Source organism: Tsuneonella troitsensis, assembly GCF_001441535.1.
GTDB classification, from domain to species: domain Bacteria; phylum Pseudomonadota; class Alphaproteobacteria; order Sphingomonadales; family Sphingomonadaceae; genus Tsuneonella; species Tsuneonella troitsensis.
The window spans coordinates 570,812-584,325 of the sequence record NZ_LMAU01000003.1; the positions used below are offsets into that span (position 1 = coordinate 570,812).

A 13,514-nucleotide genomic window follows, 5' to 3' on the forward strand; every position below is an offset into this window, starting at 1 on the left:
CTCCTTCGGGGTCGGAGACTAGCGGTTCATCCGGCCAAGGTGAACGCGTTGCGTTCTCCGTCGTTCGATAGCGCGACTTGCGCGCCGAGCGGGTCGCGCGCCTGCATCGCCGCAAGCGAGGCGGGATCGTCACTGCGGGCGATGAAGCGCTTGCCGTCCGGTAGCCGCCCGATCGCGATGGCATAGGTTGGACCCTCGCGGCCATGGACGACGGTGTAAGTCTCGATCCTGCCGGCTCCCTCGACCAGGTCGGCGACGACATGCGCGCCGTCGTCGGGTCGCCGTGCCTCGCTCCAGCCGGGGAACGGCGCGGGCTGCGTCGACAGGATGAGCGCCGCATACTTGCTCTGGAACCCGCCGTTCGCACCGACGAGGCCGAACGATCCCGGCTTGGCGCGCAGCCCATCGACCATTTCGGCAATTGCATGGCTCGAATAGCCGTTCCCTGCGCCGCCGAAATACGGAAGCCCGCCGGTCACCGTCAGCCCGCGGGGATCGTCGGCGGACAGGCCGAGATGATCGATCGCGGTCGAGAATACGGCGACCGGGAAGCACGAATAGAAATCGAACGCATCCATCTGGGTCGCAGTCTTGCCGGCCGCCGCCAGGGCGGCATCGAGCGCGGCGGCAGCGGCGGGATAGGCGCCCATGTCGGCGCGGTCGAGGATATCGGGCTCCGCGGCGCTCGCCGCGCCGTGAACGAACACCCACCTGTCTTCGGGGATACCGGCATAGCGCGCTGCGCCTGCCGACATGACCAGGATGGCAGCGCCCATGTTCACCTGGTCGCGCGAGACGACCTTCAGCGGGAAGGGATCGGCGATCATCCGGTTGCGGGGCGTGATCGTCGCGATGTCTTCGGCCGAGAGGGGTTCGCTTGCCGCGCACGAATTCGGGTTCCTAGCGGCGACCGCGCTGAACGGGGCGAACAGGCGCCCCATCGCCATGCGATAGTCCTCGCGGTTCATGCCAAGGCGCGCCCGGCGGGCATTTTCCTGCAAGGCATAGGCGATCGGCGCGCTGACGATGCCGTGGACGATGCCCTGCTTCGTCAGCATGCGGGCTGAGCCGCGATCTTCGATCTCTCCGTCGCTGGTTTCGGACCAATCGCGCGTCTCGCCCGCGCCGGACAGGTGCCGCGTGGACGAAATCGCCTCCGCGCCGAACACCAATCCGGCGGCCACCTCGCCGCGCGCCACCCGCTCGGCCACCTCGATCAGCGCGGTGACCGGGGATTGCCCGCCGACCGCTTCCAGGATCGCGTGCTTCGGCCTGAGGCCGACGCGGCGTGCGACCGCCAGGGGGAACTTGTCGGGTTTCCCGAACGGAAAGGGCGCCGCGCCCGAATCCTCGAACGTGCGGATGGCATGGACCACCCCGACGAGCGGCTTGAGGTCGCGATCCGCTCCTGCATCGGAGAGTGCGCGCTCGCTCGCCCAGGCGGCGAGATCGGCGGCGCTGCGACCGACGTAATCCGGTTCGCCGATCCGCTCGACGACCTGGCCGACGCCGACGATTACCGGGGTGTTGTCCGAGGACATGTCAGCGGTCAGGCGTTGAACCTCTCGCCTGCATCGGCCTTGCGGCGCAGGTAGTCGCTCACCGGAAGGCCATGCTTTTCAAGCCCTTCGACGACGGTCTTCAGACCGATCGTATCGGCCCAGAACATCGGGCCCCCGGTGTAGAGCGGCCAGCCGTAGCCGTTGATCCAGACTACATCGATGTCGCTCGCGCGCTGGGCCATCTTTTCGTCTAGGATCTTCGCGCCTTCGTCCACCATCGGATAGAGGAGCCGCTCGCGGATTTCGTCCTTCGAGATTTCCCGCTGCGGCTTGCCTTCCTTCGCGGCGAAATCGGCGATGATCTGGCGCGTCTCGTCGGACGGGGTGCGGTTGCGGGCCTCGTCGTAGTCGTAGAAGCCCTTGCCGACCTTCTGCCCCCAGCGACCCGCCGCGCACAGCGCATCGCGCAGGGTTTCGATGCGGTTGGGATCGCGGTGCCAGCCGATGTCGACCCCGGCGAGGTCGCCCATCTGGAACGGCCCCATCGGGAAACCGAATTCGAGCAGGACGTCGTCGATGTCCCAATAGTTCGCGCCTTCCATGATCAGCGCGTTGGCCTGTTGCTGGCGCGGGCTGAGCATCCGGTTGCCGATGAACCCGGGGCACACCCCCGACACCGCGGCGACCTTGCCGATGGTCTTGGCGAGCTTCATCACCGTCGCCAGCACGTCGTGCCGGGTTTCACGCCCACGCACGATCTCCAGCAGCTTCATCACGTTGGCGGGTGAGAAGAAGTGCATGCCCACGACATAGCCGGGCCGCTTGGTGGCGGTCGCAATCTCGTCGATGTCAAGGTAGCTGGTGTTGGAGGCTAGGATCGCGCCCTGTTTCACCACTTCGTCAAGCTTGGCGAAGACCTGTTTCTTGACGTCCATGTTCTCATACACGGCCTCGATCACCAGGTCGCAGTCGGCCAGTTCGGAATAGTCGAGCGTCGGCTTGAGCAGACCCATCGCCTTTTCGACCGCATCCTCGGTCATGCGGCCGCGCTTGGCGGTATTCTCGTAATTCTTGCGGATGGTCTTCGCGCCGCGGTCGAGTGCTTCCTGCTGCATCTCCAGGATCGTCACCGGGATGCCGGCGGTCAGGAAGTTCATCCCGATCCCGCCGCCCATGGTGCCTGCACCGATGATGCCGACCCGCTTGATCGGGATCAGCGGGGTGTCGGCGGGCACATCGTCGATCTTGTTCGCGGCGCGCTCGGCGAAAAAGTAATGGCGCATGGCGGCGGACTGGGTGCCGGACATCAGCTTGCCGAACAGCTCGCGCTCCTTCTTCACGCCTTCGGCGTAGGGGAGCTCGCCCGCCGCCTTGACCGCTTCGATCGCGGCGTTGGGCGCGTCGAAGCCGCGGATCTTGCGCGCCTGGCTAGCGCGGAATTTATCGAAGATGTCGGGATCGCGCACCCCGTCCTGGTTCCTGGTGCCCTCCGAGGCGCGCGGGACCGACTGGCCGATCTTGCTGCGGGCGAAGGCGACGGCGTCAGCCTCCAGGCTGTCCTCGCCGACGATCGCATCGAGCAGGCCGATGCTTTGCGCCTTCTTGGCGCTGATCGGATCGCCGCCGACGACCAGCGGCAGCGCGGCTTCGGCACCGACCAGGCGCGGCATGCGCTGGGTGCCGGCAGCGCCCGGGATCAGGCCGAGCTTGACCTCGGGCAGGCCGAGCTTGGCGCTCGGCACTGCGACGCGGTAGTGGCAGGCGAGCGCCACCTCGCACCCGCCGCCCAGCGCCGTCCCGTGGATCGCGGCGACCACCGGCTTGTCGCTCGCCTCCATCGCATCGAGCGTTTCGGGCAGGCTGGGGCCCTGCGGCGCCTTGCCGAATTCGGTGATGTCGGCCCCGGCGAAGAACGTGCGCCCGTCGCAGCGGATCACGATCGCCTTGACGCTGTCGTCGGCAAGGCCGGCTTCGACCTCGCGCTTGAGGCCGGCGCGCACCGCCTGGCCGAGCGCGTTGACCGGGGGGTTGTTGGACACGACGACCAGCACTTCGCCGTCACGGTGGGAGGAAATCGGATCGGTCATTTTCTCAGGCTCCTCAAGCGCGGCTGTCGGACAGCGCGGAATAGATCAGGGTTTTGAGCTGGCGGCGCACCGGATAGGCGCTGGACGGGTAGACCTGGGTCATGAACACCATCGAGATGCCCTCCACCGGATCGACGAAGAACGCGGTCGAATAAGCGCCGCCCCAGTAGAATTCGCCCTTGCTCGACGGCATCAGGGTCTTGGCGGGATCGATCACGCAGGCGAAGCCCAGGCCGAAGCCGACACCGGCGTTCTGGCTTTCGGAGAACAGGCTCTGGGACAGCTGCGTCAGGTCCTGGCCGCCGGGCAAGTGGTTGGCGGTCATCAGGTCGAGCGTCTTGGGCGCGATGATCTGCGCGCCGTTCAGCTCTCCGCGGCCGATCAGCATGGCGCAGAACTTCTCGTAATCGCCGATGGTGCCGACCAGGCCGCCGCCGCCACTGTCGAACTTGCCCGCCTGGCCCAGCCGGCTGGTGCGGCCCGCGTCGATCAGCTTGGCCGGCTGGCCGGGCACGTATTGATACGCGTCCACCAGCCGCTCAAGCTGGCCTTCCGCGCCGAAGCGGGTGTCGGTCATGCCCAGGGGGCCGAAGATGTGCTGCTGGAAATAATCCCCCAGCCGCATGCCGCTGAGCCGTTCCACCGCCACGCCCAGCACGTCGGTCGACACCGAGTAATTCCACCGGTCGCCGGGCGAAAACTCGAGCGGGATCTTCGCCAGCTTGGCGATATATTCATCGCTGTCGAGCTGCGCGCGGGCGAAGTCGAAATTGCTCTCACGATAGGCGGCATCGACGTTGCTGCGCTGCTGGAAGCCATAGGTGAGGCCGCTCATGTGGGTGAGCAGGTCGACGAAGCGCATGGGCCCCGCCGCCGCGCCCGGCACGAACGGCGCCCCGCTGCCGCCTCCGCCGGCGTAGACCGACAGGTTCTTGAATTCCGGAAACACCTTGGTCACGGGGTCCTCCAGCGCGACCTTGCACTGTTCGACCAGCTGCATGAACGCGATCGAGGTGACTGGCTTGGTCATGCTGGCGATGCGGAACAACGCGTCGTCGCGCAGGTCCTCGCGCCCTTCGCCCATCACGCCCATCTGCGCGCGATAGGCGATCTCGCCGTCGCGGGCGACCGACACCTGCATCATCGGCAGGCGGCCGCTGTCGAGATAGGCGGTGCGCAGAAATGGCTCGATCCGATTCAGCCGATCCTGATCGAACCCCAGCGCGGTGGCAGTGGTGGTGTCCAGCATGACGCGATTCTCTCCCGCATGGCGCCCATCGGCGCTCTTGCGGTCAAGCCATACCCAGCTTTCCGATCAGGGCAAATACTCTCCGCCGCTTGCCGCCATACCTGCATCTGGAAAGCCCGCTTGCGAAGGCGGCGCGATTGCTCATACAGTCGGGCCAAAGACATAAGCATAAGGGAAAGCGATGCCTGACACCAACCTGGCCGAGGTTCTCGGCTGGACGCCGCCCGCGGGCTGGCCCGCGATGAGCCGCGGACAGATCCAGGACAAGCTCACCGCGCCTGGCGAGCGATTCGAAATGGAGACGATCACCATCCGCGGCGTGCCCACGCGGGTGTGGAAGAACGCGCCGGAAAACCTGCGCGCGCTGATGATGGTCGCGCGCACGCACGGCGACCGCGAGTTCACCATCTACGAAGACGAGCGGGTGACCTATGCCGCGTTCCACCGCGCGGTGGCAAAGCTGGCGCAGGTGCTGCAGGCGCACGGCGTGAAGAAGGGCGACCGGGTCGCGCTGGCGATGCGCAACCTGCCCGAATGGCCGGTGGCGTTCTTCGCAAGCGTGACGATCGGTGCGGTGTGCGTCCCGCTCAATGCCTGGTGGACTGGCGGCGAGCTTGCCTATGGGCTGGCGGATTCGGGCACCACGGTGCTGATCTGCGATGCGGAGCGGTGGGACCGAATCTCCCCGCACACGGGCGACATCCCCTCGCTGCGCCACGTATTCGTCAGCCGGTGCCTGGGCGACCTCGCCCCACCAGCAGCGCGGCTTGAGGAACTCATCGGCACCACTGACGAGTGGAAGAACCTGCCCGATGCTGAGCTGCCTCCGGTCGATATTGCGGCCGATGATGACGCGACGATCTTCTACACCAGCGGCACCACCGGCAAGCCCAAGGGCGCGCTCGGCACGCACCGCAATCTCGTGACCAACATCTTCTCTGGCGCCTACAACGCCACGGTGTCGGTTCTGCGGCGCGGAGAGGTGCCGCCCGACCCGGTGCCCAAGACGGCGCTGACGGTGATCCCGCTGTTCCATGTCACCGCCTGCTCGGCCACCCTGATGGGCACGCTGGCGGCGGGCAACACGCTGGTGTTCATGCACCGGTGGGATCCGGTGAAGGCGTTCCAGATCATCGAGCGCGAGAAGGTCAACGTGACCGGCGGGGTGCCGACGATCGCGTGGCAGTTGATCGAGCATCCCGACCGCGAGAACTACGACCTCTCCAGCCTGGAGGCGATCGCGTACGGCGGCGCGCCCTCCGCCCCGGAACTGGTGCGCAAGATCCGCGACATCTTCGGCGCGCTGCCCGGCAACGGCTGGGGCATGACCGAAACGATGGCGACCGTCACCGGCCACTCGAGCGAGGACTACCTCAACCGCCCCACCAGTTGCGGCCCGCCGGTCGCGGTCGCCGATCTCAAGATCATGAACGAGGACGGCACCGAGGAGCTTCCGGTAGGCGAGGTGGGCGAGCTATATGCGCGCGGGCCGATGGTGGTGAAGGGGTACTGGAACAACCCGGAAGCCACTGCCGAGACCTTCATCGACGGCTGGGTGCGCACCGGTGACCTCGCCAGGCTCGACGAGGAGGGCTTCTGCTACATCGTCGACCGGGCCAAGGACATGATCCTGCGCGGGGGCGAGAACATCTATTCGTCCGAAGTCGAGAACGTCCTCTACGATCACCCCGCGGTGACCGACGCGGCGCTGGTCGGCATCCCGCATCAGCAGTTGGGCGAAGAACCGGCAGCGGTGGTCCACCTCGCACCCGGCACGACCGCCACCGAGGCTGAACTGCAGGCCTGGGTTGCCGAGCGGCTGGCCAAGTTCAAGGTGCCGGTCCGGATCCTGTTCAGCGCGGACACGCTGCCGCGCAACGCCAACGGCAAGATCCTCAAGAAGGACCTGAAGGCGCTCTTCGAACAGCCGCCCGGGCAGCGCTGACCTGGCGATGGGAGAGGGGACCCACGCCAAGCCGAACGAGACCGACCGCTTCGAACGGCGGCGGCAGGATGTCATTCATGCAGCGTCCGCGCTGATCAACGAACTGGGGGTCAAGGGCACCACGTTCGCCGAGCTCGCGCGCTCGGTCGGGCTCAACGCCACCAGCATCACCTATTACTTCGACCGCAAGGACAAGCTGGTGGTCGCGGTCTACGAAGCGACGCTGGAATGGCTCGAAGCAGCGGCGGCGGAGGCTGCCGCGCAGCCGACGCCGCAGGAACGGGTGCGCTCGTTCGTGCGCGCGCACGTCGCGCTCCGCCGCCGGATTCGCGGCGGCGAGAGCGGGCTGATCACCGCGCTCAGCGAAATCCGCACGCTGGGCGAAGCCGCGCAGGCGCCGCTGCTGGCGCAATACGCGCGGGTGCTCGATCACGTGCGCGCGTTCTTCGGCGACGGGCGCGGCGGCCTCAAGCGGTCGCTCGACACGGCGCGCGCGCACATCCTGCTGGAAGCGATGTTCTGGTGGCCGGTATGGTCGCTGCGCTATTCGACGCATGACTTCGATCGCCTTGAAGCACGGATGTTCGATATCTTCGCCCGCGGCCTGGCGGGGGAGGGGCGGGGCTGGTCGCCGCAGACGCTGGCGAACGAATCCTGGCGCGGCGGGGACGATGATGACGCGACCGGCGCATTCCTCCGGTCGGCGACCGTGATGATCAACCAGCGCGGTTACCGGGGCGCATCGGTCAACCGCATCGCGGCGGCGCTGAATGTCACCAAAGGCAGTTTCTATCATCATCACAACGCCAAGGACGATCTGGTCTTCGCGTGTTTCCAGCGCAGTTACGATCGCCTGTCAGCGGTGCAGCTGGCTGCGCGAGAGCTGGCGGGGGACGGGTGGACGCGCACCGCGAGTGCGCTGGCAGAGCTGATCGACCTGCAGTTCCACGATCCGATGCCGCTGCTGCGGACCACGGCGCTGCAGGCGCTGCCAATGGGGGATCGGGGCAGCGTGGTCGTGCGGTCAAATCGGCTGGCCAATCGCTTTGCCGGGATGTTGTCTGACGGGATCGCCGACGGGTCGGTGCGCGCGGTCGATCCGCTGGTGGCGAGCCAGCTGATCATGCCGGCCCTGAACGCCGCGTACGAGGCGCGCGGCTGGGCGGCCCGGCAGCCGGACCCTGCGCTGGCGGTCAAACTGTATGCCTGGACGCCGTGCGCGGGCGTGTTCACCGATCCGCCCGAAGTCGGCTGAATAACTAGATTTGTGGCAACGAAAAGGGGCCGGATACCTCGCGGTACCCGGCCCCCTCCCGATCAATTAGCCTGCGATCAGAACTGGCTGCGCAGGGTCACACCGTAAGTCCGCGGCTCCGCGAGGAACTGCGAATAGATCTGCCGGCCGCCCGGGTACTGCGGATCGGCGAACGCAGTCGTCGTCGAGACCGCGCCTTCCTGGAACGGCGAGTTGAAGGCGACCTGAGCGTAGTCCTTGTTGAAGATGTTCTGTCCCCACAGCTCCACCGACCAACGCTGGTCGGGGCCGCGGAGGCCGATGCGGGCGTTGAACAACGCGTAACCGTCCTGCTCCTTCTGCGGGAACAGGTCCGACCCCGTGTTGTAGTCGCCGGTCATCCGGCCATCGACATAGAACAGGGCCGACAGGCCACTGTTGCCGATTTCCGGGGTATAGGCGAACGAGGCGGTGGTGGTGATCTGCGGCGCGTTGGACAGGTTGTCCCCCGGCAGCTTGCGCAGCGACTCGTTAAGCGGCGCGCCATCCTCGGTCCCAACCAGGTTCCGGCGATACTTGGTGTCGGCATAGGTCATGCCGAGCGCCACCCGGATGTTGTCGGCCGGAACCAGTTGCGCTTCCAACTCGACGCCCTGCGAGCGCACGCCATACGTCACATCGTCCGCGGCGCAGGCGCCGCTGGCGCTGGCGCCGGCGTTGAAGTTGGGAGCGCCTGTGAACTTGCTTTGGTCACGGTCGGCACCGTTCAGATCAGCCGAACAGCCGTTGATATTCTGGACGATGTAGACGGTGCCGTCGAACGTGTTCAGCTGGAAGTTGCTGAACTGCTGAAGGAACAGCGCGCCAGACAGCGAAAAAGGTCCGGTCGCGTACTTCGCGCCAATCTCGAATGCGTTCACCGTTTCCGCGTCGAACTGGAGATTGCCGACGAGCGCCTGCGCACCGGCCTGCGCATTGCCGCCGCCGAAGCTGGCGAATGACCGGATCGGTGCCTTGAGCGCCGAGCGGTCGAAGTTGAACCCGCCCGCCTTGTACCCGCGCGAATAGCTGCCGTAGACCAGCAGATCGTCGACCGGCTTCCACGACAGGATGGCGGTGCCGGTGAATTCGTCTTCCTTGCGCTGGTCGTTGATGCTGACCCCGTTCAGCTCGCTCGTCGAATTGCCCTGGCACGTCAGCGAGATGAGCCCGCCCGCCGTGGCCGCCAGACCGGTGGCGAGGAAGGGCCCAAGCGCCGCCTGCTGGGCGACACACGCCGTGTTGTCGTTGCCGAAGGTGGCGCTGAACTTCTTGCGTTCATTGGTATAACGCAGGCCCAGCGTCAGATCGACCGTGTCGGTGACGTGCAGGATGTTGTGCGTGAAGGCCGCGAAGCTGCGGCTGTCCTGCCGGTAGAAATCCACGGTGCTTCCGCGATCGCTGATGGAATCCAGCCGGTCGAACGCGGCGGTGAGGGTCTGTCCCACCCCGGCCGAGATGCCGGGGACAAATCCGGCGTTAAGCGCACCGCGAATGGCCGGCGCGAGGCAGCCCGCGCTGGTCGGGGAATAGCCCGCGGCCAGCGTGCCGCCGGACACAGCGCGGCAAGCGGCAAAGCGGCCATACTGGCTGCCGAAGCGCAGATTGCTTTTCCCGCGGAATTTCTCGTCCGCGTAGAAGCCGCCAATCAGCCAGTCGAGCTTACCGTCGAATGCTTCGCCGTTCAGGCGCAGTTCCTGCGTGAAAGTCCTGAACGCGCGCCGGTTGTTGCCATCAGCCCCGTTGTAAAGGATGTCGATGGTGCTGTAATCGAGGTCGGCAGCCTGTTCGTTATAGTAATCGCGGTATGCGGTAATCGAGGTCAGCGATGCCTCGCCGAGGTTCCAATCCACTTGGCCTGAAACGCCCCAATCCTCGGTCTTGCCGTCGTAGCTGCGGCCGGGAGTGACCGACAGCGTACGATCGTAGCCCCGGTTGAACGCGGCCGGGTCTTGCCCCAGATCGCGCAGCACGTTGATGATGTTGTTGCCGTTGCCGAACGTCCCGGCGCCCGCATTGACCGATGCCACCGGCTCGTTGAGATTGCCGATGAACGGATTGACCGAGCGATCGACATAGACCGCACCGCAGCACGATTCCTCGCGGTTCGTGTAATCGCCGATCAGACGGACGCTGATGTCGCTGGTCGGCTCGAAGCGGAGCTGCCCGCGCAGGAAATAGCGATCGCGGTCGTTGACCCGGGTGTCGTTCGCGGGATCCCGGTAGAACCCGTCACGCTGCACGAACACGCCGTCGACCCGGGCGGCCACGGTATCGCCGAGCGGCACGTTCACGTTCCCTGCCAGACGCAGGTAATCGTAGTTGCCGTAAGTGGCTTCGCCACCGGCGGAGAAACCGCTGAAGGACGGCTGCTTAGAGATAATGGAGATCAGGCCGGCGGAGGAGTTACGGCCGCCCAGGGTTCCTTGCGGGCCGCGCAGCACCTCGACGCGGTCGATCTCACCGAGTTCGTTCAGGCCGATGCCCGAACGCGAGCGATACACGCCGTCGATGAACACAACCACCGAGCTTTCAAGGCCGGGATTGTCGCCGACGGTGCCGATACCGCGAATACGCGGAGAGGCATTCGCTTCGTTGCCGGTCGAGGACACCAGGAGCGACGGGGCGACCTGGTTGAGCTGCCGAATGTCATTGGCACCCGAATTCTGGAGCGTCTCTGCATTAACGGCAGAGATCGCGACCGGAACGTCAGCCAGCGCCTGGGCGCGGCCCTGCGCGGTCACCACGATGCCCACATCATCGACGCTCTCTTCCAGCACCTCGGCCGACTCTTCGGTTACAGCAGCGGCCGAGGTGTCTTGCGCTTGAGCGGAGCTCACCCCGAAAATGCCCGCCGCGATTGCGAAGCAGGCACAGGTATGGCGCAGATTAGCCTTGATCATCGGTCTTCTCTCTCCCTTGGGGACGGGTCCTCGCCATTACGCGATGGGTACCCGTTCCTCGAATCTGAAAGGTGAACACAAGCTTCCTGTCAAGCAGGAAGCAGCGCTTGGCCGCTGAATCCCGGTTCTTTCCGTGGAGGTGAGGCAGGCGGGCAACGCCTTGGCCTCGAAAGTCAAACTTGCGTGCGCCGGCGCGGTTCACGTACTGCAAATATCATCAGCACCAGCGCCAGGGCGATGCCCGCGAGCACCAGCGCGAATAGCGGGCCAAACCCGGCGACGGCGACCAGCAGTCCCGCGAGGATCGGACCGATCGCTGCCACCGCGCCTTCCGCGGTGGTGACAAAGGCCAGGCGCATGGGAATATCTTCGTGCGCGCCGAATTCGAGCACCATCGTCGTCGAGGCCAGCATCCAGCCCGATCCGCCGATGCCCAGCAGGATGAACGCCGTGTAGATCGCCGCCGAGGTGCCCAGCGTCATCAGCAAGATGACGCCCGCCGCCGCGCTGGCGAGCGAGAGGATGTAGACGATGCGGAAGCCCAGCCGGTCGCCCATCGGCCCCCACAGCAGGTTCGACAGCGTGTCGGCGCCAAGGAACGCGAAGCTGAGGCCGCCGATCAGCGCGCCGGTCATCCCCAAGCGCTGCGCCGCGTAGATCGTCCAGAACGGCCCGCCGATGCGGATGGCTGTGGCGCACGCCTGCGCCGCAATGAAGCGGGCGAAATCCTTGTCCTCCAGCAACTGCGGGAACTGCCGAATGCGCTCGCGGAAGGGTATGACCGGACGCGAGGCTGGCGCGGCGGGCTCGCGGATCATGGTCTGCAGCACCAGCAGCCCAGCGCTGGTCAGCGCGAACGCGAACAGGAAGGTCGTGGAGTAACCGTTGCCCAGCCACTCGTCAGCGATGAAGTACTTGCCCGCGACCCACGCCAGCACCGCCGCGATCAGCCCGCCGGCAAGGTTCCGGTACCCCTGCAACCGGCCCCGCCGGTCGATCGGGATAACCTTGGCCATGATCATCTGGAAGGCGACCCGCTGGGCGCCGTTGAAGAAGCCCAGGAACGCGAACAGCGCCAGCGTCACTATGACCAGCACCTCGCCGGTCAGGAACCAGCCGGCAAGGGCAAGGCCGAGGATGGCCAGCCGCATCATCGATCCGACGCGGATCGAATAGGGCAGGATGTGGCTGCGACGCTCGATCCGGGCGCCCGAGAGAATCGGGGAGACGGTAGATCCTAGCTGGAGCAACGCGGTGCCCAGCCCCACCGCTGCCGGGCTGCCGGTAATGGCTAGCAAGTAGGCCGGAATGATCGTGGGCGCGTAGATCAGCCGGAAGCCGGTCATCCCCAGCACCCCGTGGATGAAGCTCGCGCTGTAGTTGCGCCGAAGGTTCGCGTCGACGAACCGCGCGTGCTGCGCAAACGGGTCTACGGCCTCGTCCGCGAGGGCGAGGCCGTATTCCTCGATTTCGTCGCTGGGGGCGCTCAGTAGCCCGCCAGATTGGCGAAGCGGTCCTTCAGGTAGGTGCTCGAACCCCAGCTCGCCTCGAGCACGCGGGCGCGCTTGAGGTAGAAACCGACGTCGTATTCGTCGGTCATGCCGATACCGCCGTGAAGCTGGATGCCCTCGCGGCTCATGGCGTGAAGCGCGCGATTGGCTTCCGCCTTCGCGACGCAGGCCGCGCGCGGGATGCCATAACCGCCGTCGAGTGCCTCGAGCCCGCTTTCGACTGCGGATCGCATCATGGCGAGGTCGGCGAACAGGTCAGCCATGCGGTGCTGGAGCGCCTGGAAGCTCGCCAGCACCTGATTGAACTGAACGCGCTGCTTCAGGTAGTCGAGCGTCACGTCGAACACCTGGTTCGCCATGCCGAGCATCTCGGCAGACGTAAGGATCCGGGCTCGGTCCAGCACCTTGTCGAGCAGGTCGTCCCCGCCGTCGGCGAGCCGTTCGGCGGCCGCGCCGTCGAAGGTTACCTCGGCATGGCTGCGCTGGTCGGTCAGCTTGCGATCCGACATGGTAACGCCCTCGCCCTTTTCGACCAGATATAGGCCGTCTGCCGCGGCGACCACGAACAGCGTGGCGCCGTGCGCTTCATGCACGAAAGCCTTTGTCCCGGTGAGCTTGCCGCTTGAGACCGTCGCGGTAACCTTGCCGCCGTGGCGCGGGCCTTCGTCGATCGCCAGCGTGCCGACCACTTCACCGCTGGCGAGTTTCGGCAGCCACATCGACTTCTGCTCATCGCTTCCGCCCAGCACGATCACACTGGCAGCCAGGGTCGTGGCGACCAGGGGACTTGCGGTGAGCGTCTTGCCGAGCTCCTCGACCACCAGCCCCGCGCTCATCCAGCCGAAATCGCTGCCGCCGAATTCCTCGGGAATGACGATGCCGGTCCAGCCCATCTGGGCCATGGTGGCGAAGGCATCGGTCGAATATCCTTCGGCGGGCTTTTCGTTGCGGACCTTGCGGAATGCGGCGACGGGGCTTTCGTTGGTCGCCCATTCGCGCGCCATGTCGCGCAGCATTTCCTGTTCTTCGTTCAGAATGGCCATG

General features: G+C 66.1%; 8 protein-coding genes. 2 read left to right on the top strand and 6 right to left on the bottom strand.

Annotated elements, in window-relative coordinates; translation table 11 throughout:
- Nucleotides 1–26: 26 nt before the first annotated feature.
- Genes AR323_RS09465 through AR323_RS09475 form a run of 3 tightly spaced genes read right to left on the bottom strand, consistent with a single transcriptional unit; the run spans nt 27 to nt 4,838 of the window.
- Complete coding sequence (locus AR323_RS09465) at nt 27–1,541, bottom strand: hypothetical protein (RefSeq protein WP_057883681.1); 1,515 nt, start codon at nt 1,539–1,541, stop codon at nt 27–29.
- Nucleotides 1,542–1,549: 8 nt separating this feature from the next.
- Nucleotides 1,550–3,589 (bottom strand): 3-hydroxyacyl-CoA dehydrogenase NAD-binding domain-containing protein, encoded by a 2,040-nt coding sequence (locus AR323_RS09470; RefSeq protein ID WP_057883682.1) that lies wholly within the window; start codon nt 3,587–3,589, stop codon nt 1,550–1,552.
- Between the two features lie 13 nt (nt 3,590–3,602).
- Nucleotides 3,603–4,838 (bottom strand): serine hydrolase domain-containing protein, encoded by a 1,236-nt coding sequence (locus AR323_RS09475; RefSeq protein WP_057883683.1) that lies wholly within the window; start codon nt 4,836–4,838, stop codon nt 3,603–3,605.
- A gap of 181 nt (nt 4,839–5,019) precedes the next feature.
- Here AR323_RS09475 and AR323_RS09480 point away from each other — a divergent pair, with 181 nt between their 5' ends.
- On the top strand, nt 5,020–6,783 hold the full coding sequence (locus AR323_RS09480) for a class I adenylate-forming enzyme family protein (protein ID WP_057883684.1): 1,764 nt from the start codon (nt 5,020–5,022) through the stop codon (nt 6,781–6,783).
- A gap of 7 nt (nt 6,784–6,790) precedes the next feature.
- A complete protein-coding gene (locus AR323_RS09485) occupies nt 6,791–8,038 on the top strand; it encodes a TetR/AcrR family transcriptional regulator (protein WP_057883685.1) in 1,248 nt (415 codons plus the stop codon).
- Between the two features lie 77 nt (nt 8,039–8,115).
- Here the strand turns inward: AR323_RS09485 and AR323_RS09490 are convergent, their stop codons facing one another.
- The 3 genes from AR323_RS09490 to AR323_RS09500 form a co-directional block, all read right to left on the bottom strand.
- Nucleotides 8,116–10,959 (bottom strand): TonB-dependent receptor, encoded by a 2,844-nt coding sequence (locus tag AR323_RS09490; protein ID WP_083495333.1) that lies wholly within the window; start codon nt 10,957–10,959, stop codon nt 8,116–8,118.
- 173 nt (nt 10,960–11,132) lie between these two features.
- Entirely contained in the window at nt 11,133–12,305 is a 1,173-nt protein-coding gene (locus AR323_RS09495) for an MFS transporter (RefSeq protein WP_083495352.1), read from the bottom strand.
- A 140-nt stretch (nt 12,306–12,445) separates the two neighbouring features.
- Nucleotides 12,446–13,513, bottom strand: a complete 1,068-nt coding sequence (locus AR323_RS09500) for an acyl-CoA dehydrogenase family protein (protein ID WP_057883687.1) — start codon at nt 13,511–13,513, stop codon at nt 12,446–12,448.
- Nucleotide 13,514 lies beyond the last annotated feature (1 nt).